16 protein-coding genes, 1 other RNA gene and 1 pseudogene are annotated in these 17,620 nt (G+C 62.6%); 9 read left to right on the forward strand and 9 right to left on the reverse strand.

What is annotated here, in order from left to right:
* The first annotated feature begins 208 nt into the window (after window positions 1–208).
* Both ACCQ01_RS02695 and ACCQ01_RS02700 read left to right on the forward strand, forming a co-directional pair.
* Window positions 209–1,423, forward strand: a complete 1,215-nt coding sequence (locus ACCQ01_RS02695) for an IS4-like element IS1481A family transposase (protein WP_372358837.1) — start codon at window positions 209–211, stop codon at window positions 1,421–1,423.
* Between the two features lie 407 nt (window positions 1,424–1,830).
* A complete protein-coding gene (locus ACCQ01_RS02700) occupies window positions 1,831–2,820 on the forward strand; it encodes a zinc-dependent alcohol dehydrogenase family protein (RefSeq protein ID WP_228433813.1) in 990 nt (329 codons plus the stop codon).
* 91 nt (window positions 2,821–2,911) lie between these two features.
* Here the strand turns inward: ACCQ01_RS02700 and ACCQ01_RS02705 are convergent, their stop codons facing one another.
* Window positions 2,912–3,805 (reverse strand): LysR family transcriptional regulator, encoded by an 894-nt coding sequence (locus tag ACCQ01_RS02705; RefSeq protein WP_267132162.1) that lies wholly within the window; start codon window positions 3,803–3,805, stop codon window positions 2,912–2,914.
* Between the two features lie 106 nt (window positions 3,806–3,911).
* Between ACCQ01_RS02705 and ACCQ01_RS02710 the strand changes: the two genes are divergently transcribed.
* On the forward strand, window positions 3,912–4,688 hold the full coding sequence (locus ACCQ01_RS02710; protein ID WP_228433817.1) for an NADPH-dependent F420 reductase: 777 nt from the start codon (window positions 3,912–3,914) through the stop codon (window positions 4,686–4,688).
* A 149-nt stretch (window positions 4,689–4,837) separates the two neighbouring features.
* On the opposite strand, the gene ACCQ01_RS02715 is transcribed toward ACCQ01_RS02710, so the two are convergent.
* The gene (locus tag ACCQ01_RS02715; protein ID WP_228433818.1) at window positions 4,838–5,623 is read right to left on the reverse strand and encodes an SDR family NAD(P)-dependent oxidoreductase; all 786 of its coding nucleotides are present in this window, start codon (window positions 5,621–5,623) and stop codon (window positions 4,838–4,840) included.
* A 124-nt stretch (window positions 5,624–5,747) separates the two neighbouring features.
* On the opposite strand from ACCQ01_RS02715, the gene ACCQ01_RS02720 reads away from it, so the two are divergent.
* Both ACCQ01_RS02720 and ACCQ01_RS02725 read left to right on the forward strand, forming a co-directional pair.
* Window positions 5,748–6,407 carry a TetR/AcrR family transcriptional regulator gene (locus tag ACCQ01_RS02720; RefSeq protein ID WP_042595187.1) on the forward strand — a complete coding sequence of 220 codons (660 nt, stop codon included), beginning with the start codon at window positions 5,748–5,750 and terminating at the stop codon, window positions 6,405–6,407.
* Window positions 6,408–6,660: 253 nt separating this feature from the next.
* Window positions 6,661–6,735: non-coding RNA, sX9 sRNA (locus tag ACCQ01_RS02725), on the forward strand.
* Between the two features lie 64 nt (window positions 6,736–6,799).
* Here the strand turns inward: ACCQ01_RS02725 and ACCQ01_RS02730 are convergent.
* Window positions 6,800–7,780, reverse strand: coding sequence for a ketopantoate reductase family protein (locus tag ACCQ01_RS02730; RefSeq protein WP_228433820.1), 981 nt, complete (start codon window positions 7,778–7,780; stop codon window positions 6,800–6,802).
* A gap of 537 nt (window positions 7,781–8,317) precedes the next feature.
* Here ACCQ01_RS02730 and ACCQ01_RS02735 point away from each other — a divergent pair.
* Entirely contained in the window at window positions 8,318–8,470 is a 153-nt protein-coding gene (locus ACCQ01_RS02735; protein ID WP_228433822.1) for a hypothetical protein, read from the forward strand.
* A 368-nt stretch (window positions 8,471–8,838) separates the two neighbouring features.
* Entirely contained in the window at window positions 8,839–9,315 is a 477-nt protein-coding gene (locus ACCQ01_RS02740) for a hypothetical protein (protein ID WP_228433824.1), read from the forward strand.
* A 91-nt stretch (window positions 9,316–9,406) separates the two neighbouring features.
* Here the strand turns inward: ACCQ01_RS02740 and ACCQ01_RS02745 are convergent, their stop codons facing one another.
* Both ACCQ01_RS02745 and ACCQ01_RS02750 read right to left on the reverse strand, forming a co-directional pair.
* Window positions 9,407–10,276 (reverse strand): NmrA/HSCARG family protein, encoded by an 870-nt coding sequence (locus ACCQ01_RS02745; RefSeq protein WP_228433826.1) that lies wholly within the window; start codon window positions 10,274–10,276, stop codon window positions 9,407–9,409.
* A gap of 49 nt (window positions 10,277–10,325) precedes the next feature.
* The gene (locus ACCQ01_RS02750; RefSeq protein ID WP_228433828.1) at window positions 10,326–11,261 is read right to left on the reverse strand and encodes an NADP-dependent oxidoreductase; all 936 of its coding nucleotides are present in this window, start codon (window positions 11,259–11,261) and stop codon (window positions 10,326–10,328) included.
* 104 nt (window positions 11,262–11,365) lie between these two features.
* Here ACCQ01_RS02750 and ACCQ01_RS02755 point away from each other — a divergent pair, with 104 nt between their 5' ends.
* On the forward strand, window positions 11,366–12,241 hold the full coding sequence (locus ACCQ01_RS02755) for a LysR family transcriptional regulator (RefSeq protein ID WP_228433905.1): 876 nt from the start codon (window positions 11,366–11,368) through the stop codon (window positions 12,239–12,241).
* A 40-nt stretch (window positions 12,242–12,281) separates the two neighbouring features.
* Here ACCQ01_RS02755 and ACCQ01_RS02760 read toward each other — a convergent pair whose 3' ends face one another.
* Window positions 12,282–12,758, reverse strand: coding sequence for a hotdog fold domain-containing protein (locus ACCQ01_RS02760; protein ID WP_076056855.1), 477 nt, complete (start codon window positions 12,756–12,758; stop codon window positions 12,282–12,284).
* A gap of 224 nt (window positions 12,759–12,982) precedes the next feature.
* On the opposite strand from ACCQ01_RS02760, the gene ACCQ01_RS02765 reads away from it, so the two are divergent.
* Window positions 12,983–13,501 (forward strand): hypothetical protein, encoded by a 519-nt coding sequence (locus tag ACCQ01_RS02765; RefSeq protein WP_228433830.1) that lies wholly within the window; start codon window positions 12,983–12,985, stop codon window positions 13,499–13,501.
* Between the two features lie 232 nt (window positions 13,502–13,733).
* On the opposite strand, the gene ACCQ01_RS02770 is transcribed toward ACCQ01_RS02765, so the two are convergent.
* From ACCQ01_RS02770 to ACCQ01_RS02780, 3 genes and pseudogenes are all read right to left on the reverse strand, one after another.
* Window positions 13,734–15,854 (reverse strand): methyl-accepting chemotaxis protein, encoded by a 2,121-nt coding sequence (locus ACCQ01_RS02770; protein WP_228433831.1) that lies wholly within the window; start codon window positions 15,852–15,854, stop codon window positions 13,734–13,736.
* Window positions 15,851–16,279: a type 2 periplasmic-binding domain-containing protein gene (locus ACCQ01_RS02775; protein WP_042595180.1), complete on the reverse strand. Its 429-nt coding sequence runs from the start codon at window positions 16,277–16,279 to the stop codon at window positions 15,851–15,853. The genes ACCQ01_RS02770 and ACCQ01_RS02775 overlap by 4 nt, the downstream gene beginning before the upstream one ends.
* Before the next feature lie 9 nt (window positions 16,280–16,288).
* A pseudogene (locus ACCQ01_RS02780) lies at window positions 16,289–17,457 on the reverse strand (hypothetical protein).
* Window positions 17,458–17,620: the final 163 nt, after the last annotated feature.

Consider the following 17,620-nt stretch of genomic DNA (forward strand, 5'->3'; position numbering starts at 1 on the left):
CTGAATCCGGTTGCACCCGCCGCATACAGCGTGGTCGTTGCTGTGCGTGATTGCGAGCTGCCGTGGTCGCCACTGAGAAGTGAACCTCACCCTGAGGTTTCCCCACATTTCCTCCTGTCAGATCAATCACTTGCGACATGATCGCCTGGAAGAAAGTGCGCGCATGGCGCAATCTTCAAGGTGACTAAGCCAGAGAAGGTTGACGACCATGCGCGCCAGCGAAGTATTGCAGAAGTGCCTGCCGAACTCACTGTCCGGGATGCATGCGTTGCGCGAACGCGCGTTGCTGCATGCGGTCGAGGCGTTGTTGCACGGACGCAGGCTGACACTGATGGACATCGCACGTTCGTGGCCGAGCGCACTGCGGGTGCGCGCGCCGCTCAAGGCAGTTGATCGCCTGTTGAGTAATCGCAATTTGCAGGTCGAGCGATCAGTGATCGACCACGAGATGGCACACTGGCTGCTGCGCGGCGCGCAGCCGGTAATCGTCATCGACTGGAGCGATCTGAAGCCAGACAAATCGTGGTGTCTGCTGCGCGCAGCGGTGCCGGTGGGCGGCCGCACGCTTACCTTGCTGGACATGGTAGTGCCAGGAAAGCAGCAGGGATCGCCTGGTGCAGAAAGACGCTTCCTGCACCAACTGAGGGCACTGGTTCCGGACGATGTTCGCCCGATCCTGGTCACTGACGCCGGCTTCCGGACACCGTGGTTCCGCGCTGTATCGGCCATGGGCTGGTGTTGGGTGGGGCGATTGCGCGGGCGCACGCAAGTCAAGCCGCAGGACGTGCGGGATGGAGCAGATCAGTGGATCGACAGCCGGAAACTGCATGTGTTGGCGTCCAATCGTGCATGCGAGTTACCGCCGATGCAGGCCAATCGCAGCGATCCACTCGATTGCAGGTTGGTGGTTTACGCCAAGGCACGGCAAGGGCGCAAACGGTGCAATCGCCGCTCACCCGCCAAAGCCTCACGTGCGTCATCGAGTCTGAAGGCCGCAGCGCGTGAGCGCGAGCCTTGGCTGATCGTTGCATCCCCGCAGCTGCAGGCACCCAGCGCAAAGCAGTTGGTTAATGTGTACGCACGACGGATGCAGATCGAACTGGCATTTCGCGATCTGAAATCACATCGCTACGGCCAGGCGCTGGAAGACAGTTTGACCCGACGCGGCGAGCGACTGCAGATCCTGCTGCTGATCAATACGTTGGCTGCATTCGCCAGCTGGTTGGCAGGGCTGGGATGCGAAGCGACCGGTATCGCCCAGTGGCTGTCTCCACGCAACAGCACACGCAAGCTCTACTCCACGCTACGCATCGGCCGAGAAGCCTTGGTCCGACACTGGCCGATGGAGCCCGTCTCACGGTGGATAGGGCGCTTGCGCGCACTGCCTGCGGCAGTGCGCGAACAGATGATGCTTACGGTGTAAAACGTGGGGATACCTTAGAACCTCACCGCTTTTCTATACCTCTTCATTCACGTGTGGACCGTCGCTAGTGCGGCAGAGTTCCACAACCACATTGGCAACGGTCGCCCGACAGCTCGCGAACGCCGAGACCTTCGGTGAGGCAGCCATGCCGTATGCAATAGGACCGCGCATGAGCGCCGCTTGATGACATTGGACCGGCTTCTTGCGCGCGGACTGCGAGCTGGCTGCGATAGTTACCGAATGTGGAAACAGTCAATTTTCGCCATCTGATCTTCTCGAACACCAAGCGCTTGCGCATAGTGCGTTCTGTCCAGCTGATCCTCTGCTCTTCGATGTGAACGAGGGCGCATTGGTCAACGACTTAATTCATATCGCCTCATGGCGCAGTGAAAAGCAGGAGAAGAGAAATGGCACGGCATGTTCGTTTCCACACAACTGGTGGTCCTGAAGTTCTGCAAATTGATGACGTGCCCACCCCGCAGCCGAAGGCTGGTGAAGTACGCATCAGCGTGCGTGCGCTTGGTTTGAACCGCGCAGAGAGCATGTACCGCAGTGGTCGCTATGTGATCGAGCCCTCATTCCCGGCCACCATGGGGTATGAAGCTTCGGGCCTGATCGATGCGGTTGGGCCAGGGGTCAGCGATTTGGCGGTGGGCGACGCGGTTGCCGTCATTCCTGCCTTCATGTTTGACCAGTACGGCCTCTATGGCGATCTGGTGGTCGCCCCGGCCCGCGCCGTTGTCAAGAATCCGGCTGGCGTCAGTTGGGAAGCAGCCGCGGCGACCTGGATGCCGTTTACGACTGCATGGGGTGCGCTGATCGACCTGGCCGGTCTGGGCAAGGGCGACTTCGTGGTGCTATCGGCAGCGTCGAGCAGTGTTGGGCTGGCCGCAATGCAGATCGCCGAATCGGTGGGCGCCACGCCGATCGCCATCACCCGCAACGGCGAGAAGCTCGATGATCTGAAAAAGGCCGGCTTCGCCCACGTGCTGCAAACCGGCCTGGACGATATCACTGCGGAGATTCTGCGCATCACCGGCGGCGCTGGCGCACGCGTAGTGTTCGATCCGGTTGGTGGTCCCGCGTTCGAACACATCGTAAAAGCCACGAGCAAGGATGCAATCGTGTTCATCTATGGCGCACTGAGCCACGACACCACGCCGGTCCCCGTGCTGCACGTCCTGGGCAAGCACATCACGATCCGCGGCTATGAATTCATCGAGGTCACTGCCGATGACGAAAAACTTGCACGTGCCAAAGCGTTCATCACAGAAGGCTTGAGCGCTGGGAAGTTCAGTCCTCAGATCGCCAAGGTGTTTCCGTTCGAAGAGATCGTCGAAGCGACTCGCTTCCTTGAGTCCAACGCGCAGTTCGGCAAGATCGTGGTCAAGCTGTAAGAGCCACGTTGTTGCCGCGTCGCCTGCGTTGGAAGCGCTGCATGCTGCGGGGCTTCTGTCAGCCGGCGACACGCGTGTGCCTATTCCTTGCTCACTCGAGCCAGGTGCGGTCGATGCCAGGGAAGTGCTGCTGAAGCCAGTCCGAGAATGCCCACAGGGGTGGCGGAACATGCGACCGGCTGGGATACACCAGCGAGACCGGAAGCGAGGCGGGGCGGAAGTCCTTCAGAACCTCTACCAACGTGCCATCACGGAGATAGTGGTCAACCAGCATTCCGGGAACTTGAATCACACCGAAGCCAGCGCGAGCGCACTGGACATAGGCGGACGCATCGTTCACCGACAGTGAGCTTTCAGGCTGAAGCGACTTGCTCACTCCCCCGTCGCGGAAATGCCAGGGCATCGTGCGTTTGCTGATACCGGACAGGAATCTGATGCATGCGTGCTGGTCAAGCGAATCCGGGTGCGTGAGTGGTGGCGATTTCTCAAGATAGGCTGGCGCCGCGCAGGTGATCATCACGAGTGCGCCCAAGCGGCGAGCGACAAGGCTGGAACTTGGCAGTTCGCCGATGCGCAACACACAGTCAACACCTTCTGCGATGAGATCGACCGAGCGATCGCTCACGCCCAACGTGATTACCAACCGTGGATACGTCGCCCGAAACTGGCCGAGCAACGTCATGAATCCCTCCACTGCAAACGCCGACGGGATATCGATTCGCAATCGTCCGCGAACCGCATCCGCAGGCGCCTGGAACATCGCTACCGCGTCCTCGACCCCACTCAGGATCTCCTCGACCTTCGCAAGGAAGGCTTCGCCTTCCGCCGTCAGACTGACCTTGCGTGTGGTGCGCTGAAACAGACGTACATCCAGGGACGCCTCCAGCTGGTTGATGGCCAGCGTGACCTGCGGCCGGCCAATCTGCAGAGCGTCGGCGGCCTTGGTGAAGCTTTGAAGTTGCGCCACCTTGGAGAACAGACGCATTGATTGAAAGAGCTCCATCGGCACCTCGACTGAGTGTTTGCGCTGCGGTGGTATCAGGCTGCCGACGCAGCAGTGAGAGTGTAGATGTACTAATGGTCAGCATTACATGGTCGTCACTATCGATACGAGGCAACAGATGAAAATGGGAATTCTAGGAACCGGACACATCGGTAAATCGCTCTGCATGCGCTTGAGTGAGGCCGGGCACGAGGTCAAGGTGGCCAACTCACGTGGCCCAGAGACGATTGATGCCGAGCTGCTGTCCTTTGGCGCACGTGCTATGACCACTGAAGAAGCACTCATCGATGTGGATGTGGTGATTCTGTCCATTCCGCTCAACCGCATCCCCGGCATTGCGCCGTTGGTGGCCCGGCTTCCGCAAGACACGGTGGTCATCGACACCTCCAACTATTATCCGTTCCGCGATGAAAAGATCGAAGCCATCGAGCGCGGCCAGGTGGAGAGCCTTTGGGTTGCCGAACAGCTCGGCCGCCCGATCGCAAAGGCATGGAACGCGATCGGCTCGGACTCGTTGGCCAGGAAGGCAAAGCCCGCTGGAGCGCCAGATCGGATTGCCATCCCGGTGGCTGCGGATCGTACGCACGATCGCCAGGTCGCCATGTCGCTGGTCAATGACACCGGTCTTGATGCCTTTGATGCGGGTGTGCTCGCAGATTCCTGGCGCCAGCAGCCGGGCGCGCCGGTGTATTGCACCGATCTTTCCTATGCGCAGGTCGGTACGGCATTGCAAGCTGCCGAGCGCTACAGGCTGCCGACGCGCAGAGATCTCGGCGTTGCGGTCATGCAGGAGCGTCTTGGAGACGGGACAACGAATCCGGACGCGGAGTGGGGCGTGCGCTTGGTGCGTGCGATCAACATGTAGCTGCGCGGCCCCTGCCAGGCCAGGCAAAAAGCCGAGCACTGGCGAGCAACACGCTTCGGCTTCAGATTTAACTGCGACGCGTCCGCCGCGCAGTGCAAGGCAATGACGATGGTTGAGGTACAGCAGGCACGGCAGGCATCAACCACGCTTCAACCATTCATGACGCGCGCAAACAAGGGCTGATGCAGCCAACGTGGGGTGGCCCAGATCATCAGCGCGCTAATCTTGTTGCCCACCCCGGGCACAACGCTGATGCGACCCTTATGGAGTGCGCGGATGCCGGCACGGACTACCGGAGCTGGCTGCATCATCGCCAGCTTCAATCCGGGCGTGATCTTTTGCTGTGCAGCCTGAGCGAAGCCTGTGTTGGACATACCCGGGCATAGCGAGGTGACAGTGACACCGTCGCGCTTGAATTCCCGGTGCAGCGCATCGCCGAAGCGCAGGACATACGCCTTGGATGCGCCATAAACCGCCATGTCCTGCACGCCCCAGAGCGCGAGCAAACTAGCCACCAGCAGGATCCTGCCGTGACCGCGCTTGCGCATGTCGGCGCCAAACAGGTGGGTCATGACCGTGAGGCTTGCGATGTCCAGCTGCACCATGTCCAGAGTGCTTTGCACCGACGTGTCCAGAAAAGCGCCTTGCAGCCCATGGCCGGCGTTATTGATGAGGATTTCCACGTCGATGCCCCGTGCGCGGAGGCTGGCGTGCAGCGCCGTGATCGCGGCTACATCTGAGAGGTCAACGTGTTCGGTGATGACCTCTACGGCATGCGCGCGGCGCAACTCCGCTGCCAGGGCCTGCAACCGGTCCAGACGGCGCGCGACGAGAATCAAGGAGCGGCCCTTGGTCGCGTATTGCCTGGCGAACTCTTCGCCGAAACCGCTGGATGCGCCGGTAATCAGGACCCAGGCTGTGGTGTTGTTTGGCATGGTTGTGGCTCTGTGTGTGTGGACGAGGTGGCCTGAGTACTGGCTTTCAGGCAAGATAGGAGACCGATGGTCTTCAATTTAGAAGACCATCGGTCTTTTATCAAGTGAAATGCAGGTGCTTCGTATGAATTCGTTCACGCCCTACGTCCGCGCGCGCTCGGTTGAGCAAAAGGAAGAACGCCGCCGCCACCTACTGACCACCGCCCGCGCCATGCTGGATGACAGCCCCGGCGCGCTGGACCTGGGGATCAACGAGCTGGCGCGCCAGGCGCAGATGACCAAGTCCAACGTGTATCGCTACTTCGAAAGCAGCGAGGCGGTATTGATCGACGTGCTCGTTGAGGAATATGCCGGCTGGCAGGCCGAACTTGGTGCAGCGCTGGCAGGGGGCAAGCGCAAGGCAACGGCCGAATCTATTGCCGCGGTGTTTGCGCAAACGTTATGCGCGCGCCCCTTGCTGTGCCGGCTTACGAGCATCATGCCCTCAATTCTGGAGCGCAAGCTGTCGTTCGAGCGCATGGTCGAATTCAAGCTCAACTTGCTGGCGTTACGCCACCAGGCGGCGCAGGCACTTCATGCGCGCTTGCCAACGATGTCGGTGCAGGCGTTCGACGAGGTGATCAAACACGCGCTACCACTCATCATCGGGTTGTGGCCGCTCAGCCATCCAGTGGATGTCGCCGCGCAAGTGATTGCACTGCCGGAGCTGGAGGGGCTGCGCTACAACTTCCAGCAGGATGTTGAGCGCGCCTTGCTGATCTTGATGCGTGGTGCTGGCGTGTGAGTGGCTAGCTCACTCGCATGGCAGACAGCGCAGTATCTCTGGCAAGCACCGCCACGCGTTTCTCGGGCGGAGGGCAATTGAGGCGTGATTGCCTTTATCGCTTCGGCAATAGCGATCTCTAAACACGCAAAAGGTGTGAGAGCACCGCCAGCAATCGCGCGTACATTTCATGAGATCTCATGGAGAGGCTAAGAGCAGCTATCAAAACGACTGCGCAGCCGCCAGGCGGGCGCAGCCGGTGCTCGGAATCGGCATGTACCCACGTACATTCCGGTTCCTTCGCGCCGTCCGCACCCACCTGACGACCGCTCACTACGTTTTGTTAGCCGCTCTAAGTGCTGGTCAGCGAAAGTCTAGGACCAGCAGAGAGCATATTCTTTTACAGGGCGCACTTAGCTAGGAAGAAGCCCCAGGGTGGCCGCCCGCATGCGAGCCAAGGCGTAAACGGTGCGCGTGTGCGGTATCGGCGCCCCGACTTGATCGGCCACTGACACAAGCGCTCCCAGGATGGCCTGAATTTCAACGGGTCTGTTCCCCTCGACGTCTTGCAACATCGACGTTTTGACGTTGCCGAGTTTGCGGGTGATTGCAATCCTTTGCTCAGGATCAATCGTTGGCGAAAGCCCCAGCCGTTGCCCGAGATCAAGCAGCTCGCCCATCATGTCGATGAACAATGCATGCAGGAACGGATCATCAATCAGCGCATCGGTGGCAGCACCGACCAGCAGGCTGACAGGGTTGTAGCAGGCGTTCCCCAAGAGTTTCAGCCAGATCTCTTCGCGCACATTGTCGTGGGCATGGGCATCAAAACCGGCGCTACGAAAGATCTCGGCGATGGTTTCGATCCGTTCGCTGTTACCGCCCGCTGGCTCGCCAAAAACGATTCTGCTCCCGGAAACGTGTTTGATCACGGCCGGACTCAGCACGGTACAGGACGGGAACACGACACAGCCGATGACTGCATCAACCGGAATCGCCTTTTCTATGACACCACCTGGGTCGACAGACTGCAGACGGAAGCCCGAGAGCGCCTGTTTCGATTTCAGGAAATACCACCATGGCAGGCCGTTCAGTGCAGGGATGATCTGCGTCTGCAGGCCAATCAATGCCTTGGCAGCTGCCGCAGCCATTGGCAGCGCCGGCGCCTTGACGGCAAATATCACCATGTCTTGAGTGCCAAGCTCTTCGGGCGCGGCTGTAGCCCGCACAGGGGCCGTAATAAGTTCGTCGTGCGTGTAAAGCTTCAACCCATTTGCATGAATCGCTTCAAGCGTTGCGCCACGCGCCACCACGCTGACATCGTGGCCAGCGGCGAATAGTTTGCACGCCAGGAAGCCTCCGATCGCTCCAGCACCTACGACTGCGACGCGCATGGTTTGCCTCATAGAAAGAAATGTTTAGCCAAACGCCGGAGATAAATCATGCTGAGTTCATGGCTGGACTCGAGTTTGGGCATGAAAGAATTCGCCTAATTCCGCTGCGCTTGACCTGTCATCAGGATCGATTTCCTAAGTGGAGACGGCAGCTTACGGCAGGGTAGCGCGCGGTGCGTTCGTTGAACGGCCGGCTTCCGCAGATGGTTCCTCGATAACGCAGGACGGCCGTATTGGCACTCTCATCAGCTGCCCTTCGGTATAGCTACGGTGGTCGCACAGGATAGAGCGCGTGCGGCCGTTGCGATCGTCGTCCCGTCACGACGGGCAAAAGTTCAAGGTTCAAAACTGATGCCATACCTCTGCGCGTGAACTGAAAGTCGTTCTAGCGGACGCATGGGGCGCGCTCTTTACGTGCTGCCACTGCCAACATCAGTGAATGGCTGCCGGACCATATCGATCTCAAAGCTCCGCGACTTTCAAGAAATAGTGATCGCTGCCGTTAGCGACCTCTTCCAGCCAAAACGATAGGTCGCCATGGACGCAGCCACGCAGCAGAATTCCGCGTTGGTAGACACGATGGCCTCTTCTGCGCGCGCACTTGAAGACCAGGCGAGCGAACTGGTGGCAAGCGTGGAGAGCAGTTCCCGCGGCAGGAGTGCAAAGCCCACGCTGGCAATGATTGCCTGAGGATTGGCGCATTCACGACCGCGTTGTTGGCGGGGCCTGTAAGCGTCAGCGGTGTTGCGGCATCGTCGTCTGCCGCGTCGGTCTGTGCAGCGACCGGTTACGGGCCCGGGCTGGTGGGTTTGGTCGAAGCGCTGAGCTCCTGACCAGGCCCGCCGCTCGCGCATGCCCCATGGGCGCCAGCTACCGGAAGTCACTATGCCGCCAGGCACTGCTGGATGTCGTGCGCGCGACGTATGCTCAGTCAACGCAGCTTACCGGTCGTGGCAGGTAGGCGCGGCTTTGTGGGCAACCAGCGGGTCTGAGGAAACGACATGCAGCAACGGAATGAGCGCTGGGTGCAATGGGCGGCTGTGCTACTCGCGGTTGTGGTGGCGGCACTGCAGCTTGGTTGGGAACAGGTGCATGGTGGGGTCAAGAACCATCATCTGCTGAACCGTGCGGACCTGCCGACGATTTCGAACTGGTGGGGTTTGCTGGTGTTGCCAGCACTGGGTGCGCTGGCTGGCTACGTTGTTGTGCGTCGAGCACGTCGTGCACCGCAGGCGGTGCGGCATGCACTGATGGGAATGAGCGGTGCGCTGGTTGCGGGCGTTGCGCTCTCGGTTGCATTTGTTGCGGGTAGCGAATCTGCGGCGTCGGCGGTGTTCGTGGGCATTCTGGGCGCGAGTGTGGTGGTGCCCGCGTATCGCGCGGAATACGTGTTCGGGTTTGTGCTGGGAATGACGTTCGTGTTCGGCGCTGTACTTCCAACGCTGTTTGGTCTGTTGGTGGTGGCAGTATCTGCACTTGCGTGGCGCGTGCTGTTTCCCTTGGTGATGGGAGTGGTTCGTCTGGCACGGCGGTGACCGTCAGGGCCGCAGTTGCCCAAGCCAAACGCGACAAACAAACGCGCGGGATCGCCCCGCGCGTTTGCGCACATCAATCACATACGTTCACTCACGCCTGCGTGGTGGCTTCGCGCACGAAGTCGGCGTAGCTGCGCAGCGGGCGGCCGAGGAGGGCCTGCAGGCGATCGACGGTGCCTGCGGCGGCGTGCATGCCGAACTGCTGGATGCCGGCCATCATCAGGCGCATGTCGTAAGCCATCCAGGCCGGGCCGTGCGCGGCGAGCTGGGCTTCGAAGGCGGCCACATCATCGCCGGCGTAGGCAATCTCGCGGCCCAGTGCGGTGCTCCAGGCCTGTGCGGCGTCCGCGCCGGTCAGGGGTTGCGGGCCGACCAGTTCCAGCGTGGTGCGCTCCAGGGCGGCCGGTGCGCGGTCGCGGCGCAGCAGTTCGGCGACGGCGATGTCGGCGATGTCGCGTGCGTCGATCATGGCGATTCCCTTCGCGCCGATCGGCATCGGGTACACGCCGTAGTCGACGATGGTCTGCTGCACCATCGCTTCGTTCTGCATGAAGTAGGCGGGCCGCAGAATGGTGGCGGGCAGGTCGTGGTGTTCGATCATGCGTTCGACTGTGTGCTTGCCGGTGAAGTGCGGCACGTTGGTGAACAGGTCTGCGTGGATCACTGACAGATAGACGATACGCTCGATGCCAGCCTCCTTGGCCAGGTTCAAGGTGATCAGCGCCTGCGTCACTTCGTCGGGGGTGACGGCGTTCAACAGGAACAGCGTGCGCACCGATTGCAGTGCGGCGCGTAGCGAGGCGACATCGGTGAGGTCGGCAACGACCTCCGTGACGCCGGCCTGGAAGCTGCGCTTGCCCGCCTGGCGAACCAGGGCATGGACGTCGGCGCCGGCAGTGGCCAGGCCTTGCACGATCAGGGAACCAACGGTGCCGGTGGCACCGGTAACGAGAATGCTCATGTGACGCTCCTGCGATGGATGGTGTGGGTGAAACGAAAGGGGGGATGGATCAGCGGGAAAAATCGGCAACCACCTTGCCGCTGTGCGCGGTGGTGCGGATGCGTTCGATGGCGAGCGGAAGGTCGGCAACGCTCACCACCTCGCCCAGGCGCGCCTGCAACGTGCCCTGTGCGACTTCCAGCGCCAGGCGCTGCAACAGCGCGGCGTCGGGCTGGCTGGTGAACCAAAGGCCGCGGTGACCAGCTGGTGTGTGTGCGGTGATGTCGGGCGCCGCGGTGCTGACGATGGTGCCGCCCGGGGCCAGCACCTGCCACGACGGTGCGAGCACGGTGTTGCCGACGTAGTCGAGCACCAGGTCGATGTGGGTGGCGATGTCTTCGAAACGTTGCGCGCGGTAGTCGATGACGTGGTCGGCGCCGAGGCTGCGCACGTAGTCCAGCTGCGTGGTGGATGCGGTGGCGAACACCTGGGCGCCGACGCGCTTGGCGAACTGCACGGCATAACTGCCCACGCCGCCGGCAGCGCCGTGGATGAGGATGCGTTGGCCGGGCTGCACCGGCCCGGCGTGGCGCAGGCTCTGCCATGCGGTCACCGCGGCCACCGGAATCGCGGCGGCGTGCACGTCGTCCAGGCCCTCCGGGGTGGGGGCAAGCCTGGCGGCGTCCAGCGCCACATATTCGGCGTAGGCGCCCAGCCCGCCAACCGCGCCCATGACCCGGTCGCCCACCTGAAAGCGGGTGGTGTCCGGCCCGACCGCCACCACCACACCGGCGAGCTCGGCGCCCAGCACGGCGGGCAATTGCAGCGGAAAGGCATCGCGCACGTAGCCGCTGCGCACCTTCCAGTCGATCGCGTTGACGCCGGCGGCGCCCACCTGCACCAGCACCTGGCCGGGCCCTGCGGTGGGGTGATCGATGGTGGCCAGCTGCGCGGCGGTGGCATCGCCGTAGGCATGGATGACGACAGCGCGTTGGGTGGTCTGCATGGCGTTGATGCTCGTGCGTTGATTGGGTGACGCCACGGTAGGCTGTTGCGCGATCAATACGAAGGCGCCAGGATGTGGACGCCCTGGTTCAAATCTGGAACACCGTGGACCTCAATGCCTTGATCGATTTCGCGCTGGTTGCCACCAACCAGGGCCTGGGAAAGGCCAGCCGTGCGAGCGGGCGTTCCAAGGCCACGTTGTCGCGGCGCATCGCCGAGCTGGAAGAGCAACTGGGCGTACGGCTGGTAGAGCGCAGTGCGCGCGGACTAAAGCTCACCGAAGCCGGCCAACGGCTGATGGACCGTACCGAGGCACCGCTGGGCGAAGTGGCCGAAGCACTCACCGCCGCGCGCGAAGGCCTGTCCGCACCGCGTGGGCGTCTGCGCGTGGCCGCGCCGGTGCTGTTTTCGCAACTGGCGATGGGCCACATCGGTGCCGACTTCTGTGCGGCCTACCCGGAAATCACCCTCGACGTGGTGGCCGAAGACCGCATGGTCGATCTGGTGGACGAACAGTTCGACGTGGCGATCCGGATCAACCCGAAGCCGGACAGCGCGCTGGTCGGCCGCTGCTTTGCGCACGACCGTTTGGTGGTGGTGGCCGCGCCGAGCGTGCCGCTGCCGGCGCCGGGTGCGGTACGCCCGGTGCCGGGAATCGTGATGACAGGCTTCCAGCCGGGCACCTGGCTGCTTGACGATGGGCGCCTGGAACTGGAACCGATTGCGCGGCTGAGGTTTTCCTCGTTCCTGATGATCCGCGATGCAGCCATTGCCGGCGGCGGCGCGGCGTTGCTGCCGCAGTCCATTGCCTGGCAGCCGCTGGCGCGCGGGGAACTGGTGCAGTGGGGAATGGTGTCGGGCGTGACGCCGGCGCTGTGGGTGCTGCACACCTCGCGGCGGCTGGCCGCGCCCAAGGTGCGCGCGTTCGTGGATTTTCTGTGTGCGCGCTACCCGGAGGGGTCACTGGTGTTGCAGGGCTGACGATTGCGGGTGGCGCGTGCAGCGGCGTGGCGGCCTGTGGCTACGCTTTCTTCGGCGACACCCACATCGCAATCACTGCGCGGAAGACGGTGTCTCCGGCGGTGTCCTTGATCAGCACTTCTACCGGGTACTCCCTGGCCACATCGAAAGTAGGTGACGGGTCGAGCGGGCGGGCTTCGGCCACCACCGCGGTCGTGGCTTTCTTCAGGTACTGCACGTCCATACCGCGCGGGATCCAGCGATGCGTGGCGGGCACGGTCACCTCGGTCATGGTGCCGCCGGCCAGTTCGGCCGCGTTGCACATGGCGATCGCATGCACGGTGCCGATGTGGTTCAGCACCTTGCGTCGCTTGCGCACGGCCACCACGCACTGGCCGGGGCGCAGCACCTCGAAGCGCGGGGAGATCGAGCCGAAGTAGGGCGCCTTCAGGCACAGCAGCCGGGAAAACAGCCATTTGCCGGCAGGCAGCGGGCTTAGCCGTGTCCAGATGTCGAGGGTCTGCGATTGCGTGGCCATGTGCTGCGTTCGCTGTGTGCGGGGGCGGAATGCTCGAAACATACCATGCAGTATGGTGGCCGCTGCAAGCGCCACGCAGCACCGCTCGATCTGGCTGTGCAGATGTACGCCAGCCGGTGCAGCGGTGAGCGTTGCGCTGCCATCGCCTGGCGCAGCCGCACGGGTGCCCAGTGCTCAGGCATGCTCAGGACACGGTCCGCCCGGACCACACACAGGACGGACCCATGCTGTACGTGCTGATCGCGCTGCTGTTGATCGAAGCGGTGCTGATGCTGTGCTGGAACCGCTGGTACTGCCGCTGGGGCGTGCCCCTGTATGTGCGGCGCATCCCGGCCACCGCAACGGCGCTGGCGCACTTCCCGTTGGGCCGCATCGAGATGACGCTGGATGACTCCGCGTGGGCGCCGCTGGTGTTCCACCCGCTGTCGGAAACAAGCAGTGCGTTTCGTGAAAGCGTGTGGATGCGCCTCAAGCCGAACTACGCACCGGTGATGCGTGGCGTGGTGTTGGTGGACAAGCGCGATCGTGAAATCCGCATCGTGGGCCTGTGCAACTGGAGCATGCTGTGGGTGGCGCTGATGCTCGTCCAGGCGCTGCCGGTGGTGCCGCTGCCAGTGCTGGCATTTACGGTCTTGCTGGGCGTGATCTACGCCATCCAGCGGCATCGCTTCAACCACGTGAGCGATGTGGCGGCGCGCTTGCTTGCCGAGCCCCCGCCGTGGCGGCCTGAGGTGCGTGTGTAAATCTGGGCGCGTGCGCTGTTGCTGCGTGATCTGGTTGCGTAGGCAGCAGGCATGTAGACGTACAGTGCGTGCTTGAAGTTGCGTCAGCGGTGTTGACTAACGGACAAAGCGCCGGGCAATGCGTGTGTCTGACGACACAGCGCACCGAATCCACACAGGCATCGCGGCGTTGCATGGCGATGCCGCAAGCAACGGGCAGCACGCAGTACGCAGTACGCGCTGCCCGTTGGCGTCAGGCTGCTTGGGCCTGCAGCGATTTTTCCAGCTGAAACAGCGAGACCAGCTGCGTCAATGCACCGGCCTGCTTTTCCATCGCACGTGCCGCCGCCATGGCTTCTTCCACCAGCGCCGCATTCTGCTGGGTGGTTTCATCCATCTGGATCACGGTCTGGTTGACCTGCTCGATGCCTGCGGATTGCTCGCTGCTGGCCGCGGTGATCTGCGCCATGATGCCGGTGACACGGTTCACGCTGGCCACGATGTCGGTCATGGTGCTGCCGGCCTTGTGCACCAGCGCCGAGCCTTCGGCCACCTTGCCCACCGACGCATCGATCAATTCCTTGATTTCCTTGGCCGCGCCTGATGAGCGTTGTGCCAGCGTGCGTACTTCCGAGGCCACCACTGCAAAGCCGCGGCCTTGTTCGCCCGCGCGTGCCGCTTCCACCGCCGCATTCAAGGCCAGGATATTGGTCTGGAACGCGATGCCATCGATGACGCTGATGATCTCGGCGATCTTCTTCGACGACACTTCGATACCGGACATGGTGGTGACCACCTGGCTCACCACGTCGCCACCTTGCGAAGCCACCGACGCGGCGCTTTTCGCCAGGTCGTTGGCCAGGCGTGCGTGCTCGGCATTCTGCTTCACCGTAGCGGTGAGCTCTTCCATGGAGGCGGCGGTTTCTTCCAGATTGGCCGCCTGTTGCTCGGTACGGCGCGACAGGTCCTGATTGCCGGCGGCAATTTCGCCGGCGGCGCTGTCGATCTCCGACGACGACTGTTGGATACGCCCCACGATGTCGGTCAGCCGATCGACCGTGCTGTTGGCATCGTTGCGCATGCGCGCGAACACACCCGCCGACGCGCCTTGCATGCGCACGGTGAGATCGCCGCTGGCAATGGCTTGCAACAGCTGCGACACCTCGCCCAGATTGCGATCGGAAGTGCCCATCAGCTGGTTGAGGTCGACGATGATCTGGCGGAAGTCGTGCTCGAAAGTCTGCTCGTCGCCGCGTGCGCTGAAATCGCCCGCGGCGGCCGCCGCTGCCAGGCGCTTGATCTCACCATTGATGGACAGCAGGCTGCGCCGCACATCGTTGATCGACTGGCTGATCACCGCGCGCTCGCCGGGCAGCTGTTCCAGCTGCTGCGACAGATCACCGGCGGCATAGCGTTCGGTCAGGGCCACGATACGCATGGTGACCGCGATATGGCCGGCCACCAGCTCGTTGCTGGCTTTGACCATGCTGCCGAACTCGCCGGGAAACTCATGCTCGGCAATGCGGTGGCTGACCAGACCGGCTTCATGCTGGCTGCCCATGTCGGTCTGCGCCTGGATCACGCGGCGCAGCTGACGCTGCATGCTGTCCATCGCCTGCAACAGTTCGCCCACTTCATCGTTGCGGTCGACCAGGATGGCGTTTTCCAGTTGCCCGGACGACACCGCACGCGCAATGCCGATTGCCCGCTGCAGCGGTTGGGTGATGGCACGGCCCACCATCCAGCCGAACAGCAGGCAGACGATGGCGCCACCCACACCGACCACCAGGCCGCCGATGCTGGCGGCCACCGAGCTGTCCACCGCTTCCTGCACCGTGCTGCGGAAGCGCGCATCGGCGCGTTTCTGCATGGCGGTGAGGTCAGTGCGATAGGTTTCCAGCGCCGGTGCCATGCCACCCATCTGCGTGGCATCGGGCTCGCGTTGCTCGACAAAGGCCAACGCCACCGCGTGCGCGAGCGCGTAGTACTGGTCGAATTCCTTGCCCAACCGCGCCAGTTCCTGCGCGTGGCTGGGGTCGGATTTCTGCAGCTTGGCGTAGGAACTGCGGATCTCATCGGCCACCGGCTGGGTGGCCTGCAGCATGTCGGCATCGCCGGCAGCGGCAGCGCCATTGAGCCCGTTGATGAGTTTGTCCAGCGCAGCCACGTTGCGCGTCATTGCGTCGAGAATCGGGAAATGCACATCCCGCACCGCTTCCAGGCGGTCGTTGTTGCGGTGGAACACCACGGTACTGAAGGCGACGTAGCTGCACAGGCAGGCGATCGCCACCGCGGCCGGCATCAGGATTTTCCAGAACAACGGCAGCGACAGAATGCGTTTCATGACGGAACTCTCGCGCAGGTGGGCGATCACGGTTTCAGGACGACCTTGACGCTGGCATCGACAGCGCCGGCGCTGATGTAACCGATGGCACCGGGCGTGGCGGCCACGGCCTTTTTCACTGCGTCATCGCCGCTGACCCGCTTGGGGCGCTGCGCCTTGCCGGTGAACATCAGCTGCGACCAGTACGACTTCAGCTGCGCGGAGTCGCGCGCGGCGACCTTCTTGTAGAACTCATCGCGCACCGGCACGCCTTCTTCCTGGTCGATCGGCACGGCCTGGCCGCCACCGGGCAGGCTGTTGGACTTGGCCAGAAAGATCTGCGACACCTGCGCCTGGCTCAAGCTGTCCGGGCCACCCTTGGCCGACATCACCACCACCACATCGGCCTGGGCGCAAAAGGCGACCAGCGACAGTAGGGCAAGCGTCGACGCTGCAAAACACGTGGAAATCTTCATGGGGCTCTCTTAGAAAACGAAGTCGACGGATGCGGACAGCAAGTTGTAGCTGCCGCCCGCGCGGAAGCCCGGCTGGATGTTGTTCAACGATCCGAAGGAGCCTGCGTTGTTGTCGATATGGCTGGCCTGCAGCTTGAAAGCGACGCTCTCACGCGCGTCCCAGCGCAACGAGGCGGTGTAGCTGTGACGGCCGCTCTCGGCCTGCGCCAGTGCATTGGTCATCACGCCGATCGGGTCCTGGCCCGGTGCAATGGTCGGGCCCTTGCGGTCGACATTGGCATAGGTGAGCGAGGGCGTGAGCGTGCCGAAACGGCCGCCAACGCTGAGATAGCCGGAGGTGGTCTTGCCATTGAGCGAGGGCGAATAGTCGGCGCGGATGACTTCACTGCGCAGGAACCAGCTGCCCGGATCGTAGGCATAGCCCACGCTGGCGAAGCTGCCGTCCACGTCATAGGTGGTGAGGCGGTCGGCCAGTGCGGGATTGATGCGCTGATACACCGAGAACAGCCGCTCCAGCGACGGGGTGTCGAAATTGCTCTTGCCCACGATATAGCCGGCACGGAACGTCGATGCCCCAGTTTCCAGGCCAATGGCCAGGCCACGCATCGCGTTCACGTCGGCCTTCTTGGAATCGATGCGGCCGTAGAAGCCCTGCACGCTCACCACGCTTTCGCCAGCATTGATGGTGTAGACGCCTTCGATGCCATCCATCGGCAACAGGTAGTTATAGACCTCGTACGGCGGGCGCACCCACGGCGTGGCATAGCCAACGCGCTGGTATTCGGACAGCATGTACAACGGCGCGGTGATGCGGCCCAGGCGCGCGGAGAACTGCGGGCCGAACTGATACTTCACATGGGCCAGGGTGACCTTTGGCGAATACGAGGCGCGCTCGGCGTACTCGCTGGTGACTTGCAGCACACCGTGAACTTGTCGGTGAAGTTGGCGTTGACCTGCCCGGCAATGCGCGAGTCCGGACGCGCCGAGGTGGAATGGCTGGCGCCGACGCCTTCGTTGGTCTGGATGTCGGGGGTGAAGTCGGCCTGATCTTCGGTGGAGTGCACCACGCCGAGCGTGCCGAAACCGCTGAAGGAAAACATCGATTCCTGCTGCGCGTAGGCGCAAGTCGACGACGTCAGTGCGATGGCCGCACTGAGGAGCTTGACGGTGAATTTCATTGAGGTCTCAGCTGAGAGTTGCGGTGGACGCGGCGCCAGTGGGCGCACAAAAGTAAGCACTTGTATGCTTGCGCCCCCCAGTAGCGGCCGCGATGCGGCTGGCTTGAGCGCGCTTGCCCACTCTCAGCTGTACGAATTAAAAAACGGATTTTCAGGGCAGATT

Origin of the sequence: Xanthomonas sp. NCPPB 4037 (assembly GCF_041475695.2) — a bacterium.
Taxonomy (GTDB): domain Bacteria; phylum Pseudomonadota; class Gammaproteobacteria; order Xanthomonadales; family Xanthomonadaceae; genus Xanthomonas; species Xanthomonas campestris.